We start from the raw sequence: 20,893 nt of genomic DNA on the forward strand, positions 1-20,893 counted from the left end.
GGCGGTCAGCCGGCTGCCGCCATCGAGCGGGCAACCTCGGCGGCGCTGATGCCTTCGAGCGCCAGGCCATAGCCGGCACCCTCGTCGACGATCCGGCGCAGCTTCTGCGTCAGCGCGATGCGGGTGTAGCGGCTGGTGAGCGGGGGCAGGGCGGCGATCCCCTCGGCAATCTCATGGGCGCGGGCGAGCAGTCGGTCGGCGGGGACGATCTCGTTGACCACGCCCCACTCCTTCGCCGTCGCGGCGTCGAGCACCTGCCGGGTGAGGATGAAATAGCGGCCGCGCACGCTGCCGATCACTTCCGGCCAGAGCAGGTTGACGCCGTCGCCCGGAACGATGCCGAAGTCGAAATGCGGCTTGTCCTGGAACACGGTTTCCGGCGTGGCGAGGATGATGTCGGTCAGCAAAGCATATTCGCTATGCAGCAAGACGGGGCCATTGAGCGCGGTGATCATCGGCACCTCGACGTCGAGGATGTTCATGAGCACCTTCTTGCCCTCGCGATAGATCTTGTCGTAGCCGCGCGGCGAGAAGAAATCGAAACCCTCGGGGCTGATCGCGTCCATGAAGGCGTCGCCCGATCCGGTGAGGATGACGACCCGGTTGTCCGGGTCCGCGCCGATCTGGTGGAACAGTTCGACGAACTGCTCATGGGTATGGCCGTTGAAGACCAGCTTCTGACCATCGGTGTGGAAGCGGACCTCGAGCACGCCGCTGTCGGAGCGGGTGAGCTGGGCGTTGGCGAAGGCGGTCTTATAGGTGTCGAAGCGGGACATGGGATGGCTCCTTCATGCGTGCGCACGGTTGAGGGGATGGGGAAAAGTTCAGGCCGCCGGGACGAGGGCCTCGACGCGGGCGATGGCGCGTTGCACGGCTGGCCGCGCGGCGATCGCCTCGTACCAGCGGGAGAGGTTGGGACGGGCGTCCAGCGTCACGCCGGGAAAGGCGCGCCGCCACAGCCAGCCGAAATGGGCGATGTCGGCGATGGTGAAATCGTCGCCGGCGGTGAAACGCTGGGTGGCCAGCTTTCCTTCGAGAAGGTCGAGGATGCGTTCCGCCTCGGCGGAGAAACGGGCTTCGGCGATGGGCTGGGGCTCCGGCGACGAGCGCTTGAAGAAGCCGGCATTGCCGAGGGCCGGGCTCAGCGCCGAGGCGTGGAAGAACAGCTGTTCGAAGACGCGGGCGCGTCCGGCACCCTGCGTCGGCAGCAGCCGGCCGGTCGTCTCCGCGAGATGGACCAGGATCGCCGCGCTCTCGGTCAGCACGAACGAGGCGTCGCGCTCGACCAGCACCGGAACCTTGCCATTGGGGTTCAAAGCGAGAAACGCGGCGTGCTTCTGTTCGCCCTGGCGGACGTTCACCGGCTTCAGCTCATGGGCAAGGCCCAGCTCCTCCAGCGCGATCGGGACCTTGACGCTGTTAGGGGTGGCGAAGGCGTAGACTTCGATCATGTTCAGCTCCCGAACCCGTATCGGCGTGTCGTGAAGCTGTTATCGTCATTCCTGGAGTGTTGCGGCAGCCCGCTCGTGGCGATAATACTCATTCTCAGGAGGAATGAGCATGGATCGACTTCAGGCCATGCAGGTGTTCGTGACCGTGGTGGAGGCGGGATCCTTCTCCGCTGCGGCGCGGCGGATCGGCGTCGGACAGCCCGCCATCTCCAAGACCATCGCCCAGCTCGAGGAGCGCCTTCAGGTGCGCCTGCTCGTGCGCTCGACGCACAGCCTCGCGCCGACCGATGCGGGCGTGCGCTTCTATGAACGGGCGCGCGTGGCGATCCGGGAGGCGGAGGAAGCCGAGTTGGAGGCGCGGGGCGCCGGCGCGGGCCTGTCGGGACGCCTGCGCGTCTCGGCGGCCACTACATTCGCGCGCCTGCTCATCGTTCCGCGCCTGCCGGAATTTCTGGCGCGTCATCCCGACATCGAAATCGACGTGCTGCTCGATGACCGCGTCATCGATCTAGTGTCAGAGGGTATAGATCTCGCGCTTCGGATGGGGGAACTCACCGATTCCACCGCCATTGCCCGGCGGATCGCCCGCGGCCGGCGCTCCGTGATCGCGACCCCGGCCTATCTCGCGCGCGCCGGCACGCCGCAGGCCCCCGCCGATCTCGCGACCCACGAGGCGATCGTCTACAGCCAGCTCGGCGACAGCTGGACTTTCCGCCGGAACGGCACGCAGGCCTCCGTTGCCGTCAAGGGTCGCGTGCGCCTGAGCGCGGCGGAAGGCATCCGCGCCGCCGTGCTCGCCGACATCGGGCTGACCGTCAACTCCGACTGGATGTTCGCCCCGGAACTCGAAAGTGGCGCGGTGCGGCGCGTGCTGGAGGACTGGGAGCTGCCGCCGGTTGATCTGTGGGCCGTGTTCCCGACCGGGCGCCTCGCCAGCGCCAAGGCGCGGGCATTTGCCGATTACGTGGAAAGCATCCTGGCCCAGTAGGGCTATTCGCGATGTACCACGACGCGCCGGAAACAGATCTTGCCAAGTGCGCGTCTGAACGCCCGGTATGGGGCCGGTAGCGGAAGGGCGGCTGCCAGACCGGATCGCCGAAACCTGCCCTCCATTCACATGAATGGCTGGCGCTAGACTCAGGACTCATTGATCAAAGCCAGAACATGACGGCGGCTGCGATGCAGATTGCCGAGAAGAATGTGTGAGCGCATCGGTCGTATCGGGCAGCGATGCGCCACGGCCTGCCTGCCGTGAAGGCGGCATGCTCGGAAGCGCTGTCTGAGGGCGTCCACGCCGCCGACGTCATCCTCAACATACTGGCGAGAACCCGGGAGCCCGCCGGCACGATCACCATCATGACCCCGGACGCGTTGCGTCTTCGCCACGAGCCGGCGGCTGACTGCGCCCGCGACGACAACCTCAGGAGAGCAGCATGATGGAACGCTCCGAGATCCTCGGCGCCATGGGCGAGCTGAAGCTCTACGGCATGAAGGCGGCCTTCGACGAGATCATCTCTACCGCCGTGAAGCGTCAGCATGAGCCGAGCCGCGTCGTCGGGGACCTCCTACAGGCGGAAATCTCCGAGAAGCAGGCGCACTCGATCAAATACCAGATCACCATCGCCAAGCTGCCGCTGGCCCGGAACATCGACGACTTCGTCTTTGACGACACGCCGATCAACGAGATCCTGGTGCGCGATCTCGCCGGCGGAAACTTCCCCGCACATCAGCGCAATGCCGTCCTTATCGGCGGCACCGGTGCTGGCAAGGCCCATCTGGCGATCGCCATCGCCCGGGCCTGCATCCGCTCAGGCGCCCGGGGCCGCTTCTTCAATGTCGTCGACCTCGTCAACAAGCTCGAGGCGGAAGGACGGGCGGGCCGTCACCTGGAAGCGGGCCTGCTACCCTATCAACTCGCCGTCGTCTTCGTGGTCTCCGGCGGAAAGGCCCCGGCCGAACAGCACAGTGATCGTCACGATCCCGCGAGAAGGTCTCCCCCGAGCGCCTCGATAAAGGCCTGGCATGACGTCAATTCATCCATGCGGATGAACTCATTGGGCTTGTGCGCCCGAGCGATATTGCCTGGCCCGCATATGATCGAAGGGACGCCCGCATTCTGGTAAAGCCCGGCTTCCGTCCCATAGCTGACGGCCGCCAATGACGGCTCTCCCGTGAGTTTCTCCACCAGCCTGGCGAGTGGCGCATCGGCGGGAAGGGAGAGCGCGGGATATTCGCTCAACGTCTCCCACGTCGCTTTGACGCCGCGCTCGGCGAGCGAGCAGACCACGGCGTGGACGGGCTCAAGAAGCGTGCGCGGCTGAATGCCGGGTATGGCGCGGGCCTCCAGATCGGCGACACACAGGTCGGGAACGATGTTGAGCGCCTGTCCGCCCCTGATCGTGCCGATCTGCATCGAGGCGTAGGGGGGCTCGAAGGTCGGGTCCTGCGCTCCCTCCGCCAGAGCCTGCGCCGTCTCCACGGCCCGTGCCAGCACCTCCGCCATTAGGTGGATGGCGTTGATGCCCTGGTCGGGACGCGAGGAATGGCCCGCGCGCCCTTCGATGCGGATGCGAGCCGCCGCCTTCCCCTTATGGGCGCGCACGCCCCTCATCCCGCTCGGCTCGCCGATGATGGCGCCGAGGGGTGGCGCGCACAGTTCCGGCAGGCGTGCAATGAGGTGGGGCGCGCCGCGGCAACCGGCCTCCTCATCATAGGAGAAGGCGAGGTGGAGGGGCCGGTCGAGCGGGCCGGCCAGCACGGCCGGGACGCTCGCCAGCACCGCCGCGAGGAAACCCTTCATGTCGCTGGTGCCGCGCCCCTGCAGCGCATCGCCCTCGGCGCGGAGCGTGAAGGGATCGGAGCGCCATTCCGCCTCCTCGGCAGGCACCACATCCATGTGCCCCGACAGGATGTAGCCGGGCCGGTCGCGCGGCCCCAGCGTGGCGAACAGATTGGCGCGGTCCCCTTCCGGCCCCGGCAGAACGCGCACCTCGACCGAATGACTTTCCAGATAGGCGCGGATCCAGCCGACAATAGCGCCATTGGGGGTGCCGACGACGGAGGGAAAGCGCACCAGGCGTTCGAGGATCTGCACGACATTCATGGAACGGCATCCGGGACGGAATGGGGCCGGCGGGCCCGCAAGCCCGCCGGCGCGGCGGCGGCCGGCGTACGGCGCGAAGGGGAAGGAGCGCCCCCCGCAATGGCGGAGCGCCGGCTATTTCGCGCCGAAATAATCGGCCCGGACGGCCGCGCCGACGAGGTTCACGATCAGGCGGCCGGCGGTGATGCAGGTGATGTCGTTGACGTCGCTGGCCGGCGTGATCTCCACCACATCCATGCCGACCACGCGCCCCTTGTTCACCAGGCCGTGGATCAGGCTTCTGGCCTGCATGAAGGTCATGCCGCCGGCGCAGGGTGCGGCGACCCCCGGGGCGATGCCGGGCTCGAAAGCGTCGAGATCGACGGTGATGTAATAGCGCCCCCCGGCGGGGATCCTGTCGAGCACGTGCTGGATGCCCCGCTCATGGAGCTCGTAGGAGGAGATGAGATGCGCGCCATAGGCCCGGGCGGCGTCGAACTCCTCCTGGCGTCCGCTGCCGCTGGCGTGGAGGCCGATCTGGAAGATCTCGCCGATATGATCCATTTCCGAGGCGCGGCGGATCGGACTGGAGAGCCCGTGCGTGACGCCGTTGATCTCCTCGCGCCAGTCGAGATGCTGGTCGATCTGGATCAGCGTGATCGGGCCCTGGTCGTCGAGCGCCTTGAGCACCGGGATCGGAATCGAGTGATCGCCGCCAAGGATGATCGGCATCGCGCCTGAGGCCACGATCTTGCGCACCACCTCCTCGGCGCGTTTGAGATGCTGCTTCAGCTCGCGCGGATCGGCATAGACATCGCCGCAATCGACGGCGCGGATCGGCCGGTTGTCGTAGAGCGGGCCACCAATGTCGAAATCATAGCGCTCGACGGCGCGGAGAATCCGGCCCGTCGCCCGGCGCATCGCCAGCGCGCCGCGGCTCTGGTCGCTGGCGATTTCGCCGAAGGTGTAGGATTCGCCATAGGGGATGCCGAGATAGGCGATATCCGCGCTGAGCGCGTCAAGATCCGTGCAGGGCTCGGAATAGAGTGTCCGCCGTCAGCACCAATGGCACAGATTTGAGGTTGTGATTTAAGGAGGGTTGGGGCTTCGTCGTAGTGACGAAGGAACGAAGATGAAGGCCCAACCCTCCTTGAAAAAATCGCCGACAAAGGCCCCTGCTGAGCGTGTTGTGAAGGATATTCGGCGGCAGACGCGTCGCCATTTCTCGGCCGAGGACAAAATCCGCATCGTGCTCGATGGGCTGCGCGGCGAGGACAGCATTGCGGAGCTGTGCCGCAAGGAAGGCATCGCCCAGAGCCTGTACTACACTTGGTCGAAGGAGTTCATGGAAGCGGGGAAGCGCCGCCTGGCCGGCGATACTGCCCGCGCGGCGACCACCGGTGAGGTCCAGGATCTGCGCCGCGAAACCCGTGCTTTGAAGGAATGCGTGGCGGACCTGACGCTGGAAAACCGGTTGCTCAAAAAAAGCATGATTGCGGATGGGGGCGACGACGAATGAGGTATCCCGCATCCGAAAAGCTCGAGATCATCCGGATCGTGGAACAGTCGCACCTGCCCGCCAAACGCACGCTCGACCAGTTGGGCGTCGCCCGTCGGACGTTCTACCGCTGGTATGACCGTTATCTTGAGGGCGGGCCGGAGGCGCTGGAGGATCGGCCATCGGCGCCGAGCCGGGTGTGGAACCGGATCGGCCGCGACATCCAGGATCAGATCGTGGAGATGGCGCTGGAGGCGACCGACCTCAGCCCCCGCGAACTGGCGGTGCGCTTCACCGACGAGAAACGCTACTTCGTGTCAGAATCCGCGGTTTACCGCCTGTTGAAGGCCCAGGATCTGATCACCAGCCCGGCCTATGTCGTGATCAAGGCCGCCGATCAGTTCCACACCAAGACCACCCGGCCGAACGAGATGTGGCAGACTGATTTTACCTACTTCAAGATCATTGGGTGGGGCTGGATGTACCTGTCGACCGTCCTCGATGACTTCTCGCGCTACATCATCGCCTGGAAGCTGTGCACCAACATGCGGGCCGAGGACGTGACCGACACGCTGGACCTGGCTCTGGCGGCTTCCGGCTGCGACAGCGCCACGGTGCTGCACAAGCCCAGGCTGCTCAGCGATAATGGTCCCAGCTACATCGCCGGCGAACTTGCGGAATACATTGAGGCCCGGAAAATGAGCCATGTGCGCGGCGCCCCGATGCATCCCCAGACCCAGGGCAAGATCGAACGCTGGCATCAGACCCTGAAGAACCGCATCCTATTGGAAAACTACTTCCTGCCCGGCGATCTCGAGGCCCAGATCGAGGCCTTCGTCGAACACTACAATCACCAGCGTTACCACGAGAGCCTGAACAATGTGACGCCCGCCGACACCTACTTCGGAAGGGCTCCGGCGGTCATCCAACAGCGTGAAAGGATCAAGCGACAGACCATCGAACATCGGCGCTTGCAGCACCGCAAGCTCGCCGCCTAACATCAACCCCCAGACGAGGCCCGCACTCCGCTAATTTACCCCGCGAGTTGCGCCAAATGTTCTGACGACGGACAACCACCAAGATCCACGCGCTCGTCGATGCTGAAGGAAGCCCGATCCGCCTGACGGTGACCGAAGGCCAGGCCCACGACGGGCGCTCGGCCGCCGACATGCTGGACACGCTCGAGTCGGGAAACATCCTTCTCGCCGACTCGCCGACAGGGCTTACGACAGTGACGCCTTGCGAGATAAGATGAGCGGGAGCGGGGCACGGGCCAATGTCCGCGCAATGCCAAACAGGGTCAAAACCCTCTCCTTCAACCTATCCAGCGAGAACGCGCGCCTTCGTCGGAGTGGCGGGTGGATCGGGCGCCAGCGCCGTCGACCCAGGACGTTCAACGAACCGGCCATTGTTCGCATAACGGACCGGTCGCCTCTCTGCGACCGAAGATGAAGAAGCTCAGCGCCGCCAGCAGCCAGACGCCGATGCTGCCATACAGCATAACCCAGCCGAAACCTTGGGTGAGCGCCTGGTGGACAATGGCTGCGGAAATACCCTGATCCGGCAAAACAGAGGCTCCCGACGCGATCCGCTCCGCCAATGCTCGTAACTGCACCGCGTCGATATCACCCGGTAGTGCAGCCCCTAGTGCTGATCCGACGCCCTCGACCAGCACGAAGCCCATCAGCGCAATGTTGATGGCGAGCGAAATCATCCTCGCGCTCATGTCGATGCCAGACGCCATGCCTGCACGTTCGTTGGACACCGACCCCGTGGTCGTATTGGTGACGGGCGTGTTGGTGAAGCCGAGGCCAGTTCCAGCGAGCAGGCAACCCGGCAGCATTGTCAGCCAGCTCGGGTGTGGGGCCGTGCTCCCAAGCTTCATCAGAATAAAGCCGAGACCGATGATGAACAGGCCAGCAGGGATGACCAAGCCGGGTCGGTAATGCAGCGACAGGCGCTCCGCCAATGGTGGCGCCACCAGCGTCGGCAAAGTGTAGGCGAGTAACGCCAGACCCGCCGCCACACTGTCATAGCCAAGTCCTGCCTGGAACCAGATCGGTAGATAGATCATGAATGGCCAGAAGCTGATATTCATGGCCGCCGAGCCGACGACTGCGCCGGAGAAGGCGCGTACGCGGAACACGGAAAAGTCGAACATCGGCCGTGGGCTGAGTTTTTCGGCGATGAGAAACCCGATGAAGCTCGCGACGGCGACGCCGAGGATCGCGAGCGCAGCGGGACTTGCAAAGCCAAGTTCCGGACCCTGCGTGATGAAGAAGGCGAGGCAGAAGACCGATAGGGACAGCGTGAGCATGCCGGCAACGTCGAGGCGCGTCGCGTCAGGATCACGCGACTCCTGCACGCCGTTGAGTGCAAGCAGCAACGTCACAACGCTCAGCCCGACATGGACGAGGAAAACCCATTCCCAACTCCACATGGCGGCGATCATCCCCCCGACGATTGGACCGAAGCCGAGCCCAATGCCGAAGATGATGCCCCACCAGCCGAACGCCATGCCGCGCTCACGACCCTCCCGGAACTGATGGGAAAGCACCGCGACCTGACAGATCAACATCGCTCCACCGCTCATGCCTTGAAGAAACCGGGCGATGATCAGAACGGACACGCTTTCCGTCAGCCCGCAAATCAGCGAGGTGAGGCCGAACGCGACGATTCCGATCAGGAAGACGCGCTTGCGGCCGTAGCGGTCAGCCAGCGTGCCTGTAGCCATCAGCACCGTAGTTACAGCGATGGTGTAGGCGTTCATGATCCACTGGAGCTGCCTGAAATCCGCATGCAGCACCTGTTCCAGCGTCGGCAGGATTGCCGGCACGCTGGAGATCTCAAGGCCGAACATCAGGGATGAAAGGCAGACGGCTAAGAGAGCGGCAATGCGCTGGCTTGAAGGAGATTGAGGAACGGCAATGGTCATGCTTCGGCCTTTCGACGTCAGGACCGCAACGCCGAAATCCGATCATGACGGGAAGGCGCGCGAGCTTCGGTCCACATGTTGCGGACAGCGGCAAACTAGCGGAGCCTTGATCACAACTAAATTGGATGCCTGAATATATCAGAAATAACAATTTCGGATTATTGGAATGACCACGCTGGACGTGGACGCCGTGCAGGCGTTCGTCACCATTGCTGATTTGCAGAGTTTCACCCGCGCCGCGGAAGCGCTGGGCACGACCCAGGGCGCGATCAGCGTCAAGCTCAAACGGCTTGAGGCTCGGGTGGGCCAGCAACTGATCGAACGGACACCGCGCTCGGTGCGGCTGTCGGCGCAAGGTGCGGTGTTTCTCGCCGGTGCCCGTGAATTCCTCGCGGCTCACGATCGCGCCATGGCTGGCCTATCGGCAGCGCGCCGCCGCTTCAGCCTCGGCATTGCCGCCCACGTTGCGGGACCGGAGGTTCCGACGCTTCTGGGGCGGCTCAACGCCCATGATCCCGGCCTGACCATAGAAGTGCGGATGGACAGTTCGCGGGTGCTGCTGGATGCCTTCGATCGCGGCGAACTCGACGCTGCCATCATTCGGCGCGAGGACGACCGGCGCGGCGGCGAGGTGCTTGGGCCAGAGCATTTCGGCTGGTTCGCAGCCCCGCAGTTCGAACATCGACTGGGCGAGCCTTTGCGGCTGGCAGCGCTCTCGCCCGCCTGTGGAGTGCGTGACATCGCCGCCCGCGCACTGGACGCCATTTCCATGTCGTGGACAGAAGTATTCCTTGGTGGGACGTCATCGATGGTGGCGGCCGCTGTCTCGGCGGGCCTCGCCATTTCCGCCTTCTCCTGTCGGCTTGCGCCTCCCGGCACGATCGAGGTCAGCCAGCGCTTCGGCCTGCCGCCGCTGCCTTCCACCGAGATCGTGATGTTCTCAACCCTCACCGACGTCAGATCCCGTGAGGCGCTGCGCACGCTCGCCGCCGCCTTCCGCGAACACCGACCGGGTTCATAAGGGAGACGCCGCCGACTCTTGCTCGGCAAGGCGGAATTGAGGCTCAGCTTCCAGCTTCATTCTCGAACCGAACGACCACCTTGCCGAACGCCCCGCGTTCGAGATGATCGAACGCGGCACGCACATCCTCAAAGGCGTAGACCTTGTCGATCACCGGCTTGAGGCCATGCTCGTCAATGGCGCGGTTCATGTCCTCGAATGCCCGCCGGTGCCCGACCGAGATGCCCTGGATGATGGCCCTCTTCAGCATCATGGGAACCGCCGACAGCACGATCTCCGATCCCTTCATGAAGCCGATCTGGGCGATACGCCCGCCGCTCGCCAGTGCAGTTGCCGACTGGCTGATATTGTCACCGCCGATCAGTTCGAGCACATGATCGACACCACGCCCGTCGGTCAGGTCCAACGCTCCAGCGGACCAGTCTGGGTTGGCACGCGTGTCGATCACGCCGAAGGCACCGAGCGCCTTCGCGTGCTCCAGCTTCTCGGCGTTCCGCGAGGTGACGATCACGCGGGCTCCGAAGGCCTGCGCAAACTGGAGCCCAAACAGGGCGACGCCGCCCGTGCCCTGCACCAGAACCGTCTGGCCCGCTTTCAGATGACCTGTCTCGATCAGGGCGGACCATGCCGTCAGCGCCGCAACCGGCAGGGTAGCGGCTTCCTCGTCCGTCAGCGATGCGGGCGCCTTGACGGCGATGTTCTCGTGGAGCGTCACATATTCAGCCAGCATGCCCGGCAGCGGTCCACCAAGCGACAGGCCGTGCCGGGTCATCTCCCGTGGCGGCTCACCATCGATCCATTGCGTCCAGAAGTTTCCCAGCACCCGGTCGCCGACCTTGAAGCGCGATACACCCGCGCCGGTCGCCACCACCTCGCCCGCCATGTCCGATACCGGAACGAACGGCATGGTTGGCCTGTCGGGTAGCAACCCGCCTTCGACCACCAGCTTGTCGCGATAGTTGAGGGAGACCGCCGCAACCCGGATCAGCAGCTCGCTGCTGCCCGGCGCAGGCACTGGCGCCTTGGCCAATTCCAGGTTCTTCAGCCCGAATGACGGCAGCTGCCACCGTCTCATTGTCTCGCTCATGGTCGGTCCTTTCGCTTGTTGAGCGAGGACCTTATTGACAATCATATCGATTGTGTTGCGACGTGTTTTGCGAACACTTCCTCTATTTTGTCGCCAGTCGATGAGCCTGAACATTCATTCCCGCCTTCAAGGCATTTCCGCCTTCGTCCATGCGGTGGAAACAGGCAGCTTCACGGCAGCCGCCGCACGCATGGGCGTGTCGAAATCCGCGACCGGTAAGAGCGTGGCCCGCCTCGAAGAACGTCTCGGCATCCGGTTGCTGGACCGCACCACCCGCAGCCTGAACCTGACGGCCGAAGGGCAGGCCTATTACCAGAGCTGCCTCAAGGTCCTGGAAGAACTCAACGCGGCGGAGACGCTACTGGCCTCGCGAACACGCGTCGTATCGGGAACCTTGCGGATCAACCTGCCGATCTCGTTCGGCCGGTTGTGCGTCATGCCCGTGCTAACGAAGGTCGCGGACAGGAACCCCGATCTCGGTCTCGATATCTCCTTCGCGGACCGACGGGTCGATCTCGTCGAGGAAGGCATCGATCTTGTGGTCCGGCTTGGCGATCCCGGAGATCATGCCAGCCTGATCGGGCGGCGCATTGGTACGCAACGGTCGATCATCTGCGCCGCGCCGGCCTATCTGGACCGCCACGGGCGTCCGACTTCGGTAGAGGAACTCGGCGATCACGACTGCCTCGCCTTCGCCAAGGATGGCCGCCCACTGCCATGGGCGGTTTGCGGCCCGGGCGGAACGATCAGGCCCTTCGTCGTCCAGGCGCGCCATACGATCAGCCATGGCGAGGCCTTGCGAGACGCGACCGTGAACGGGCTTGGCGTCGCCTATCTCTCGACCTGGCTTGCGGCAGACGACATCCGCACCGGGCGGCTTGAAGTGGTGCCGATCCCGATCGCTGCGGAAGATGTCCCCGTTACGGCGCTCTGGCCGCGCTCGCGGGACCTGGCGCCCAAAGTACGGGTGGTTGTGGATGCCCTCGTCGAGGCGTTCAAGCCTACCCACCTGACCGGCTCGTGAGAAAGGGCGGCGGTAGAGGGCTATAGCGTAGACGTAGTACTCATCTTCCTCGGGCGTGGCCCGGCTACGACGCCAAGAGCTGCCTCTGATCTTCCGCCAGCACGCTAAGATCGCCGATAGCATCATCGGCGGAGCGTGCGGGATTCGAGCGAAGCTGAAACGCACGTTCCGCGCGGATATGTTTGTCGACGTGCCGGCCGGCGCACCCTGACTTCGAAACGCCGCTTAAACCCATTCCTCGGCACTTTCCAAACCAACGCAATTTCGATGACATAGGTGTTCGCATTTTCCCCTCTGTCGGCGCGCCAGCATCGTCGATTCTACTCCGCGGTGCGACATAGCTGCCGGGAATTCTCCGGAGCAAAGGGCAGCAAATAACCGCGCCAACAATCCTTGCTGTTCCGAAGAGTTATTGAGACGGCAGCCCTACGCCGTGACTTTTATCATATGTCAGGTCGACGAAGACTGGCGCCAGAAACGGCGAAGCGTCAGGCTAGCGGAGCTTGCAGACATACTGTTGCGAGAAACGCGTGCGGCCGACGGCAGGGGTACTTTCGTCGGCTCTAAGGCGCGTGGGGTGAGCGCGATTTGGGACTCGGAGCGGTAGCCTCGCCGCGTGTCGTTGCCGGCACGTACACGAGGCTTTGTGCGGGCAAGGCCAGGGAAAGCCCACCTGCTTCGCAGTGGTCATGGATGAGGTCGATGATCTCGTTCTTGGCGGACGTTCCCATGGCGAGGCTGGCGACGCGGAACTTCAGTTCCACGTCGATCGCGACGGCGTCGATGGACTTCAGCGCAACGGCCGGCGGCGGATCCTTCACGATGCGGGTGCTGGCTTGCAGCACGGACTCCATCGCCTCCTCGATCCGGCGCGGCCGCTGCACGGCGGCGAAGCGCACGCCCAATGTGATCTGATGCGTTTCGTCGGGACGGCTGAGGCTGGTCAAGCCCTGCCTTGCCAGCATGCTGTTGGGCAGCACGACGATATTGTTCGCCCAGGTCAACAGGTTGGTGGAGCGCCAGTTGGTTTCGGTGACGCGCCCCGCCGTGCCGTCGCTTAGCTGCACCCAGTCGCCTATCGCGTAGGCCTTGCCGAGCGTCAACGCGATGCCGGAAAAGACATCGCCGAGCGTATTCTGTAGTGCCAGCCCCAATATGAGGGCGACCACGCCCGAGGTCGTCACCAGGGAGGCGATGGGCATGCCGAAGACGAAGCCCATCACCGACAGCGCCACGCCGAGATAGATGGCGGCAACGGCCATGTCCAAAATGAGATGCGCTTCCCGTGGCTTGCGATTGAGCCTGATGTAAATGTGGATGAGACCGATGATCGTCCACGCGAGATGGGTCCACCAGAGAATCCTGGCGGACTTCGACAGTAGCGCGGCGAAGCCCTCGGTGTAGACTTCATCGAGTCGATGCGGCGCGATGCCTCCCGCATAAAGAACGAGGCTCATGCCGGTGAAGAACAGGATCTGGACGATCAGGCGACCTGTCGGGCGGCTGGCGCCCTGAACGTGCCAGACGACGATGCCGGCAATTCCCAGGATGTTGATCAGGGCAAGCGGAAGGTAATGCTCATCGCCAAACATGGGAGCTTCGCCGGGATTGCTTGCGGTAGACTACACCGGCCGAGCCGGAATGACGGGTTCGGGCGTCCTGGAGCATCTCCGCGTTTCACCGTATCGCGGAAATGCTCCAGTCGGCGCTACGAGGTCAGTAGTCCCAGAAGACCGGCACCCAGCGGAAGTGGTCGCCGTCGACCGCCACATGGCCGACGGACGGGAACGGCAGGTGGGTGGCCACCAGCGATGATTCAGTAGCCGCCAGTTCCTTCAAGAGACGGACCCGGACGCGGGCCGCCTCTTCGGGGTCATGTTCGAAGCCATTGTACCATTCGGGGTGTTCGAACCCGACCGCGAATACGGCGTCGCCGGCGAACATGAGCCGGTCGCCGCCGGACGCCACGCGGACCACGCTGTGGCCGGGGGTGTGGCCGCCGGTGCGAGAGACGACCACGCCTGGCGCCACCTCGGACTCCTCATCGAACAGCCGCAGATGGCTCTGATACTCTTTCGCGAACCGCTTCGCGGCGGCTCGAAGCGCGTCCGGGAAGCCGGGCGGCATGTTGACGTGGCTGAAATCGGGCGCCTTCCAGAACTCGACCTCGGCGGCGGCCACGTGGATCCGCAGATCCGGACGCAGCCGCTCCTTCACTCCGTCGATGAGCAGACCGCCCACGTGATCCATGTGCATGTGGGTCAGGACCACGTCGGTCACGGATGCCAGATCGATGCCGGCGGCCGCGAGCCGCTTGATCAGCTGCCCGGCGCGCGGCAGGTTCAGATCGGGGTCGAGGCCCAGGCCGGCGTCGACGAGGATGGTCTGCCGGCCGCTGCGGACCACGACCACGTTCAGCGCCCAGTCGAAAGCCTCGGTCGGCAGAAACATGTCGTTCAGCCAAGCCGCCCGCGTGGTCGGGTCGACGTTATGTCCCAGCATCTTGGTCGGAAGCGGCAGTACGCCGTCGCTCACGATCAAGACCTCGATCTCGCCGACCCGCACCGCGTAGCGCGACGGCACCAGTTCTTCGGGTCCCGTTCGACGGGGGGCGGAAGTGTTCTGCACGTTCATGTTTGCCTCCTGAGGTGGTGGAACCGACCGGGTCGGCTCCGCTGATGGTGTGGGTTGTCGTGAGGTGATCCGCTCGCAGCCGCCGATGCGGCACGCGCGGCATTGGTCGCGCCTAGAGGTCGGTGACACGCTCGGGCTCCGCCGAAGCGAGGGCGACGTCGCGCTGGGCACGGGGCGGGTAGATCCACACGGTGTTGATCTCCTGCTTCATCTTCTTGGCCTCGGCGCCCACGAACTCGACCTGGCGGTCCCAGCCGCGCGTGAACAGCGCGCCGGCGTCGCCGAGGTCGAGGCAGGTCACATAGGCTTCCTGGTGGTAGGGGATCGTCGGCACGCCCAGCAGTTCGGCGGCGGCGTTGTGACCGGCAAAGGCGCCCATGCGGGTGGCGTGCTGGCAGGACATCAGCGCATAGTTGCCCATGTCGTCGCGCGCCGCCCTGGCGGCATCGCCGGTGGCGAAGACGCCGCCGACCCCCGGCACGCGCAGGGCGCGGTCGACGAGCAGCCGGCCGAGATTGTCGCGCTCGGCCGGGATCTGCTGGGTCAGCGGCGCGGCGCGCATGCCGGCGGCCCAGATCACCGTCGCGCTCTCGATGCGCTCGCCGCCGGTGAGCGTCACGCCACCAGCATCCACCGAAGCGACGCCGGCGCCGAGCCGGGTCTCCACGCCCACCTTGCGCAGGGCGTTCTCGATGACCGGGCGCGGACCGGCGCCCATATCGGGCGCGATGGCGTCGTTGCGGTCGACGATGACGACGCGGATAGAGGCCTTGTCGCCGAGAATGGCCCGCAGCCGCGCCGGCATTTCCGTCGCCGCCTCGATGCCGGTGAAGCCGCCACCGGCGACGACCACCGTGTCGCGGGAAGCCGAAGCCGGCCGGCGCGCGAGCCCGTGGAGATGGCGGTCGAGGGCGACCGCGTCGTCGAGCTGGTCGACGCTGAACACGTGCTCGGCGAGTCCGGGAATGTCCGGGCGGAACAGCCGGCTGCCGGTGGCGAGCACCAGCCGGTCATAGGTCAGCGTCCTGCGCTCGCCACCACCGGTGACGATCCCCACCGAATTGGACCGGGTGTCGACCGTCTCGGCGGTGCCCTGCACATAGTGGACGTCGATCGCCTCAAGCAGTTCCAGAAGCGGCGCCGTCAGCGTCTCGGGCTTGGGTTCGTAGAGCCGCGGGCGAACCACCAGCGTCGGCTGCGGCGCCACCAGCTCGATCTCGAGCTCGTCGGGCGAGATGCCCCGGAGATCGCGCAGGCGCGCGGCGGAAAGGGCGGCATACATGCCGGCGAAGCCGGCGCCGATGATGACCAGTCGCATGTGAACTACTCCTGTGAGGGGTTCCAGAAGGGTGCAGGCCGCCGCTGCCGCGCCGTTGAACCGGCGAGGCCTTGGGAAGCGGCGGCGATGCGGGAAAACGGCGAAGCGTCAGCCGGCTACAAAGGCGAGCAGCTCGGCGGTAACCAGATCGGCATGGACGGTGCAGATGCCGTGCGGCAGCTTCTCATAGGTCTTGAGCGTGCCGTTCTTCACGAGCTTCGCCGAGAGCAGGGCCGAGTCGGCGATGGGCACGATCTGGTCGTCGGTGCCGTGCATCACCAGCGTCGGCACGGTGATGCGCGTGAGATCGTCGGTGAAGTCGGTCTCGGAGAAGGCGCGGATGCCGTCATACTGCGCCTTGGCGCCACCCATCATGGCCTGGCGCCACCAGTTCCAGATGACCGCCTGCGACGGCTCGGCGCCGGGCCGGTTGTAGCCGAAGAACGGGCCGCTGGCGAAATCGAGGTAGAACCGCGAGCGGTTGGAGGCGAGCTTCGCGCGCAGGTCGTCGAACACCTCGACCGGCAGCCCGCCGGGATTGGCGGATGTTTTCACCATCAGCGGTGGCACGGAGCTGATCAGCACCAGCTTGGCCACCCGGCCCTTGCCGTGGCGCGCGACATAGCGGGTTGCCTCGCCGCCGCCAGTGGAATGGCCGACATGGACGACGTGGCGGAGATCGAGATGCTCGACCACCGCCGCGACGTCGGCGGCGTAGTGGTCCATGTCGTGACCCTCGCTCACCTGGGTCGAGCGTCCGTGCCCGCGCCGGTCATGAGCGATGACGCGATAGCCCCTGCCGACGAAGGCGAGCATCTGCGCATCCCAATCGTCGGAAGAGAGCGGCCAGCCATGGTGGAAGAAGATCGGCTGTCCGGTCTTCGGGCCCCAGTCCTTGTAGAAGATCTCAACGCCGTCCTTGGTGGTGACGGTACGCATGGTCCTGCTCCTCTCCGTGAGACGATCATTGCTCGCCCCTTCCGCCGAAGGGACACGGAGCGTCGCGGACATCGCGCCGGCGATGGCCGTCACCAGGACGTTGCGGCGTGATAGGTTAGAAAGATGTCCGGTCATCGTCTGTCTCCTTTGGTCGGTGGGCACGACATGGGATTAGCGCGAGGGGTACGGGGCTGCCCGAGAGCGATTGCCCCGGTTAGAGAGCGATTGCCGCTAACGTGCGCGGCGGCGCCATTCGCTCGGCGTCTCGCCGGTCAGGCGCCTGAACGCGGCGGCGAAAGCGGACTGCGAGCCGTAGCCCAGCGCGACCGCGATCGACACGACCGGCTCGTCGGTATCGCGCAGCAGCGCCGACGCCTGCGCCAGCCGGTGCTGCCGCAACCAGGCATGTGGCGAAAGCCCGGTGCTCTGCTTGAAGGCGCGGCAGAAATGGAAGCGCGACAGGTGCGCGTCAGCGGCGAGCGCGGCAAGCGACAGGTCGGCGTCGCTGTCCGAGCGCAGGCGCTCGATGGCACGGCGCAGCGCCGTCGGCGACAGCCCGCCCAATGCCAGCTGATGGCTGGCCGGAGCGCCGGTGTGCCCGGACAAAAGCCGCGTCGCCAGAAGCTCGGTGAGCTGCTGCCGGAACAGCGCGTCGAGGGCCTCGCTGCCGTCGAGGACGTCCGCCGCGCTCATCAACAGGCGGGATGTCGTCGGGTCGAGATAGCCGGTGCGCTCCAGCAGCGGCGCCGCTCCCGATGCATCGGCCTCGGCGGCGACGCGCTCGAGGATGGCGTGCGGCAGGTAAAGCTGGAGCACATTGACCACGCCGCCGATGTCCCAGCGCGAGCTGGAGCCGGACGGAATGATCGTCACCACGCCCGGCCGCGCCGTTCCGGACGCCAGGGTCTTCCCCGTCCGGCGCTCGAGGCGCTGCATCGTGTCGATATAGGTCATGATGACATGGTCCGTCATCGGCTCGACGACGTCGTGCAGTTCGCCGTGCTTCCAATGGGCGATGGAGCTGCCGGAAAGCTCGGTGACGATGCGGCGCGGCGTGGTGCCGAGGACGCGCGTCATCTCGTCCGCCGTGGGCCGGGAGGCGGTCCATGGCTGTTGCGCGGTGGGGTCGGACGTTGCCTGAGTGGGTTCGGAAGTGCGGAACAGATCCTCTAGCGAGGGTACGCGCAGGATGGTCTCGTCCATCGATCTACGCTCACGGTTCGGTTGCGTCGTGAGGCAGAGTGCGTCGGTGCCGGCGCGAAGTCCTTGCGGCGCGATTGGATTGGTCTTGCTTTTGCGTCCAAAACGACGCGAAGCGGCCTTATGGGAAAGGCTCCGTCCGGACCATGGTATCAAGGCGATCCGCAGAGCGGCGCGGCCAGCTGCCACGCCCTGCGGATAGGCGATGGAGCGCTGGATTGAAGTACCAATTCGCAGACTGCGTGCTCGACCTCGACCGCCGGGAGCTGACCCGCGCGGCGCAGACGGTCGCCGTGGGTCCGCAAGTCTTCGACCTATTGGTCCACCTCGTCGAGAACCGCGAGCGCGTGGTGAGCAAGGACGGCGTGCTGGACGCGGTCTGGAACGGCCGCATCGTCTCCGAATCCACGCTGACGAGCCACATCAACGCGGTGCGCAAGGCGATCGGCGACAGCGGTGCGGAACAGCGCCTCGTGCGTACCGTCGCCCGCAAGGGGTTCCGCTTCGTCGGCGACGTCATACAGGTCCGGCAGCCGGACGCGTCCGGCGAGGTGGGGATCGCGCAGAGATTCAGCATGCCGGAAACGACGGCCGCGATGGCGCACAAGCCTTCCATCGCCGTCATGCCGTTCCAGAATCTCAGCGGCGATCCGGAACAGGACTATTTCGCCGACGGCATGGCGGAAGAGATCATCACCGCCCTGTCGCGGGTGCGCTGGCTGTTCGTCATCGCGCGCAATTCGAGCTTCGCCTATCGCGGCAGCCCCGTCGACGTGGCGCAGATCAGCCGCGACCTAGGCGTCACCTATGTGCTCGAAGGCAGCGTGCGCAAGGCCGCCGACCGCATCCGCATCACCGGCCAGCTCGTCAATGCCAGTACCAATGGCTATCTCTGGGCCGACCGGTTCGAGGGCGCCCTCGACGACATCTTCACGCTGCAGGACCGCATCTCCGGCAACGTCGTCGGCGCCATCGCTCCGCAGATGGAACTGGCGGAGATCGAGCGCGCACGGCGCAAGCCCACCGAGAATCTCAGCGCATATGACTGCTATCTGCGCGGCCTCGCGCATCTGCACCGCGGCGGCAGGGAATCCGTCGAGGAGGCACTGCCGCTGTTCCGCAAGGCGATCGAGCTCGATGCCGAGTTCGCGCCGCCTAAAGCAATGGCCGCCTGGGGTTATTTCTGGCGCAAGATCAATGGCTGGACGACCGATCCCGCGCGGGAGACGGCCGAGGGCATAGCCCTCGCCCGTGACGCCGTGGAACTCGGCCGGGACGACGCGGTGGTGCTTGCGAGGGCCGGACATGCGCTCGCCCATCTCGCGGGCGAGTTCGACAGCGGCATCGCCCTGCTCGACCGGGCGCTGTTCCTCAATCCCAACTTGGCCCCGGCCTGGTTCCTCGGCGGCTTCCTGCGGGTCTGGCACGGCGAGCCGGAAGGAGCGATCGAGTATTTCGAGCATGCCATGCGCCTGAGCCCCGTCGATCCCGAGCTCTACCGGATGCAGGCCGGGATCGCGATGGCACATCTCTTCGCCGGCCGTTTCGAGACCGCGTCGCTATGGGCGGACCAGGCCCAGCGGAACCTGCCGAGCTTCCTCATGGCCGTGGCCACCGGCGCAGCCAGTCAGGCGCTGTCGGGCCGCACCGAGGAAGCCCGCCGGACCATGGATCGTTTGCGCGAACTCAGCCCCGCGCTGCGCGTCTCCAGCCTGAAGGACTGGCTGCCGATCCGCCGGCAGGAAGATCTCGCCCTGTTCGCCGACGGCCTGCGCAAAGCCGGCCTTGCCGACCAGTGAGCCGCAACGATCGAAGCTGCGGCCATTGAGTTCAGGTCGATCAGGTACTCTCCGACGAAGCGCTGTTGCCCGGCGGTGAGGTTGCGGGTCGGAACGCTGGCCGGCTTCAAGTCGGGATGCCTGGCCGGAGTGAATTGGAATCCGCAAACGGGCGCGTCGCACCGGCGCTCCAGTGGTCATCGCGGCCACTTGCGCACGGCATGCTCGGCGGCCGATTCAAACCGAGCCTTCCGAGACATCGCGGCTCCCGTGATCACGAGAGTGCAGCTCGCGCCGCAGGCGTTCATTCTCCCGCCGCAGGGCCGCTATCTCGTCGCGCACGGGGACGAGCGCGACCTCGAGCTCGGCCTGCGTGAAACGCGGGGTGATGTGCTGCGGGCAGTTCCAGTCGAACGCCTCCACCGCGATCAGGACGAGGCGCTCGACCCGGCCGGGATAGCCCGGGACTGCCAGCCTCTCCGCAAGCGCCGGGTCGTCCGCGGCGTCGATCATGCGCATGTGACCGAAGATCTTCAGGCGCCGCCGGTGCGCATAGTCCATCAGGAAGAGCGAGACGCGGTCATTCGCCCGGACATTGCCTGTGGTGATGTATTGCCGATTGCCGCGAAAATCCGCGAAGCCCAGCGTCGTATCGTCGATGGCCGAAAGGAAACCCGCCGGCCCGCCGCGGTACTGCACATAGGGCCAGCCGGTCTCGGACACGCTGGCGAGATAGAAGCCGTCGCGTGCGGCGATGAAGGCCAGCTCCGGCGGACCGAGGCGCTGGCTCTGGAAGGTTTCGTCGGAGTGGCCGCGCGCGCCCATCCGCGCCCATTGGGCCGCGCTGCCATAGCGCTCCTGCGCGGCGGCGACGGAGGGCGTGGTGGCGATATCGAGATATTTGTAGCTCATGCCGGTTTCACCTT

The 20,893-nt window shown here is 65.5% G+C and carries 17 protein-coding genes and 4 pseudogenes; 8 read left to right on the plus strand and 13 right to left on the minus strand.

What is annotated here, in order from left to right:
* Nucleotides 1-5: 5 nt before the first annotated feature.
* Nucleotides 6-776, minus strand: a complete 771-nt coding sequence (locus tag AC1PZ7_RS08965) for an enoyl-CoA hydratase/isomerase family protein (RefSeq protein ID WP_482359123.1) — start codon at nt 774-776, stop codon at nt 6-8.
* Between the two features lie 48 nt (nt 777-824).
* Nucleotides 825-1,451 (minus strand): glutathione S-transferase family protein, encoded by a 627-nt coding sequence (locus tag AC1PZ7_RS08970; RefSeq protein ID WP_482359124.1) that lies wholly within the window; start codon nt 1,449-1,451, stop codon nt 825-827.
* A 109-nt stretch (nt 1,452-1,560) separates the two neighbouring features.
* Here AC1PZ7_RS08970 and AC1PZ7_RS08975 point away from each other — a divergent pair, with 109 nt between their 5' ends.
* Entirely contained in the window at nt 1,561-2,439 is an 879-nt protein-coding gene (locus AC1PZ7_RS08975; RefSeq protein WP_482359125.1) for a LysR family transcriptional regulator, read from the plus strand.
* Nucleotides 2,440-2,602: 163 nt separating this feature from the next.
* On the opposite strand, the pseudogene AC1PZ7_RS08980 reads toward AC1PZ7_RS08975, so the two are convergent.
* Nucleotides 2,603-2,686: pseudogene (locus AC1PZ7_RS08980) on the minus strand (IS5/IS1182 family transposase); the annotation flags it as partial.
* Between AC1PZ7_RS08980 and AC1PZ7_RS08985 the strand changes: the two are divergent.
* Nucleotides 2,676-2,888 (plus strand): annotated as a pseudogene (locus AC1PZ7_RS08985) (IS21 family transposase); the annotation flags it as partial. The pseudogenes AC1PZ7_RS08980 and AC1PZ7_RS08985 sit on opposite strands and share 11 nt — an antisense overlap.
* Nucleotides 2,888-3,385, plus strand: a pseudogene (locus AC1PZ7_RS08990) (ATP-binding protein); the annotation flags it as partial. The pseudogenes AC1PZ7_RS08985 and AC1PZ7_RS08990, both read left to right, overlap by 1 nt.
* A gap of 38 nt (nt 3,386-3,423) precedes the next feature.
* Here AC1PZ7_RS08990 and argE read toward each other — a convergent pair.
* Complete coding sequence (argE, locus tag AC1PZ7_RS08995) at nt 3,424-4,554, minus strand: acetylornithine deacetylase (RefSeq protein ID WP_482359126.1); 1,131 nt, start codon at nt 4,552-4,554, stop codon at nt 3,424-3,426.
* 114 nt (nt 4,555-4,668) lie between these two features.
* Nucleotides 4,669-5,535: an agmatinase gene (locus AC1PZ7_RS09000; protein ID WP_482359603.1), complete on the minus strand. Its 867-nt coding sequence runs from the start codon at nt 5,533-5,535 to the stop codon at nt 4,669-4,671.
* Between the two features lie 130 nt (nt 5,536-5,665).
* Between AC1PZ7_RS09000 and AC1PZ7_RS09005 the strand changes: the two genes are divergently transcribed.
* Nucleotides 5,666-7,029, plus strand: a protein-coding gene (locus AC1PZ7_RS09005) for an IS3 family transposase (RefSeq protein WP_482359592.1) whose coding sequence is annotated in 2 segments (ribosomal slippage) — nt 5,666-6,013 and nt 6,016-7,029 — 1,362 coding nt in all. Because the reading frame shifts where the segments join, the coding sequence is not laid out codon by codon here.
* 74 nt (nt 7,030-7,103) lie between these two features.
* Nucleotides 7,104-7,351: pseudogene (locus AC1PZ7_RS09010) on the plus strand (transposase); the annotation flags it as partial.
* Between the two features lie 73 nt (nt 7,352-7,424).
* Here the strand turns inward: AC1PZ7_RS09010 and AC1PZ7_RS09015 are convergent.
* A complete protein-coding gene (locus AC1PZ7_RS09015) occupies nt 7,425-8,966 on the minus strand; it encodes an MFS transporter (protein WP_482359127.1) in 1,542 nt (513 codons plus the stop codon).
* 166 nt (nt 8,967-9,132) lie between these two features.
* Here AC1PZ7_RS09015 and AC1PZ7_RS09020 point away from each other — a divergent pair, with 166 nt between their 5' ends.
* The gene (locus tag AC1PZ7_RS09020; RefSeq protein ID WP_482359128.1) at nt 9,133-9,987 is read left to right on the plus strand and encodes a LysR family transcriptional regulator; all 855 of its coding nucleotides are present in this window, start codon (nt 9,133-9,135) and stop codon (nt 9,985-9,987) included.
* Between the two features lie 43 nt (nt 9,988-10,030).
* Here the strand turns inward: AC1PZ7_RS09020 and AC1PZ7_RS09025 are convergent, their stop codons facing one another.
* The gene (locus tag AC1PZ7_RS09025; protein WP_482359129.1) at nt 10,031-11,074 is read right to left on the minus strand and encodes a zinc-dependent alcohol dehydrogenase family protein; all 1,044 of its coding nucleotides are present in this window, start codon (nt 11,072-11,074) and stop codon (nt 10,031-10,033) included.
* Nucleotides 11,075-11,174: 100 nt separating this feature from the next.
* Between AC1PZ7_RS09025 and AC1PZ7_RS09030 the strand changes: the two genes are divergently transcribed.
* Complete coding sequence (locus tag AC1PZ7_RS09030) at nt 11,175-12,098, plus strand: LysR family transcriptional regulator (RefSeq protein WP_482359130.1); 924 nt, start codon at nt 11,175-11,177, stop codon at nt 12,096-12,098.
* 563 nt (nt 12,099-12,661) lie between these two features.
* On the opposite strand, the gene AC1PZ7_RS09035 is transcribed toward AC1PZ7_RS09030, so the two are convergent.
* From AC1PZ7_RS09035 to AC1PZ7_RS09055, 5 genes are all read right to left on the minus strand, one after another.
* The gene (locus AC1PZ7_RS09035; protein ID WP_482359131.1) at nt 12,662-13,690 is read right to left on the minus strand and encodes a mechanosensitive ion channel family protein; all 1,029 of its coding nucleotides are present in this window, start codon (nt 13,688-13,690) and stop codon (nt 12,662-12,664) included.
* Between the two features lie 124 nt (nt 13,691-13,814).
* Nucleotides 13,815-14,732 (minus strand): MBL fold metallo-hydrolase, encoded by a 918-nt coding sequence (locus tag AC1PZ7_RS09040; protein ID WP_482359132.1) that lies wholly within the window; start codon nt 14,730-14,732, stop codon nt 13,815-13,817.
* A gap of 112 nt (nt 14,733-14,844) precedes the next feature.
* A complete protein-coding gene (locus AC1PZ7_RS09045; RefSeq protein ID WP_482359133.1) occupies nt 14,845-16,050 on the minus strand; it encodes an NAD(P)/FAD-dependent oxidoreductase in 1,206 nt (401 codons plus the stop codon).
* 108 nt (nt 16,051-16,158) lie between these two features.
* Nucleotides 16,159-16,989: an alpha/beta fold hydrolase gene (locus AC1PZ7_RS09050; RefSeq protein ID WP_482359134.1), complete on the minus strand. Its 831-nt coding sequence runs from the start codon at nt 16,987-16,989 to the stop codon at nt 16,159-16,161.
* Between the two features lie 231 nt (nt 16,990-17,220).
* A complete protein-coding gene (locus AC1PZ7_RS09055; RefSeq protein ID WP_482359135.1) occupies nt 17,221-18,192 on the minus strand; it encodes a helix-turn-helix transcriptional regulator in 972 nt (323 codons plus the stop codon).
* A gap of 215 nt (nt 18,193-18,407) precedes the next feature.
* On the opposite strand from AC1PZ7_RS09055, the gene AC1PZ7_RS09060 reads away from it, so the two are divergent.
* Nucleotides 18,408-19,988, plus strand: coding sequence for a winged helix-turn-helix domain-containing protein (locus AC1PZ7_RS09060; protein ID WP_482359136.1), 1,581 nt, complete (start codon nt 18,408-18,410; stop codon nt 19,986-19,988).
* A gap of 216 nt (nt 19,989-20,204) precedes the next feature.
* Here the strand turns inward: AC1PZ7_RS09060 and AC1PZ7_RS09065 are convergent, their stop codons facing one another.
* Entirely contained in the window at nt 20,205-20,879 is a 675-nt protein-coding gene (locus tag AC1PZ7_RS09065) for a pyridoxamine 5'-phosphate oxidase family protein (protein WP_482359137.1), read from the minus strand.
* Nucleotides 20,880-20,893 lie beyond the last annotated feature (14 nt).

This window comes from Ancylobacter sp. TW_SC_1, assembly GCF_056836805.1.

Coding starts and splice junctions, on each gene's coding strand:
- AC1PZ7_RS08965 (WP_482359123.1), bottom strand. CDS start 776: ATGTCCCGCTTCGACACCTATAAGACCGCCTTCGCCAACGCCCAGCTC.
- AC1PZ7_RS09065 (WP_482359137.1), bottom strand. CDS start 20,879: ATGAGCTACAAATATCTCGATATCGCCACCACGCCCTCCGTCGCCGCC.
- AC1PZ7_RS09050 (WP_482359134.1), bottom strand. CDS start 16,989: ATGCGTACCGTCACCACCAAGGACGGCGTTGAGATCTTCTACAAGGAC.
- AC1PZ7_RS09015 (WP_482359127.1), bottom strand. CDS start 8,966: ATGACCATTGCCGTTCCTCAATCTCCTTCAAGCCAGCGCATTGCCGCT.
- argE (WP_482359126.1), bottom strand. CDS start 4,554: ATGAATGTCGTGCAGATCCTCGAACGCCTGGTGCGCTTTCCCTCCGTC.
- AC1PZ7_RS08970 (WP_482359124.1), bottom strand. CDS start 1,451: ATGATCGAAGTCTACGCCTTCGCCACCCCTAACAGCGTCAAGGTCCCG.
- AC1PZ7_RS09020 (WP_482359128.1), top strand. CDS start 9,133: ATGACCACGCTGGACGTGGACGCCGTGCAGGCGTTCGTCACCATTGCT.
- AC1PZ7_RS08975 (WP_482359125.1), top strand. CDS start 1,561: ATGGATCGACTTCAGGCCATGCAGGTGTTCGTGACCGTGGTGGAGGCG.
- AC1PZ7_RS09035 (WP_482359131.1), bottom strand. CDS start 13,690: ATGTTTGGCGATGAGCATTACCTTCCGCTTGCCCTGATCAACATCCTG.
- AC1PZ7_RS09045 (WP_482359133.1), bottom strand. CDS start 16,050: ATGCGACTGGTCATCATCGGCGCCGGCTTCGCCGGCATGTATGCCGCC.
- AC1PZ7_RS09040 (WP_482359132.1), bottom strand. CDS start 14,732: ATGAACGTGCAGAACACTTCCGCCCCCCGTCGAACGGGACCCGAAGAA.
- AC1PZ7_RS09030 (WP_482359130.1), top strand. CDS start 11,175: ATGAGCCTGAACATTCATTCCCGCCTTCAAGGCATTTCCGCCTTCGTC.
- AC1PZ7_RS09055 (WP_482359135.1), bottom strand. CDS start 18,192: ATGGACGAGACCATCCTGCGCGTACCCTCGCTAGAGGATCTGTTCCGC.
- AC1PZ7_RS09025 (WP_482359129.1), bottom strand. CDS start 11,074: ATGAGCGAGACAATGAGACGGTGGCAGCTGCCGTCATTCGGGCTGAAG.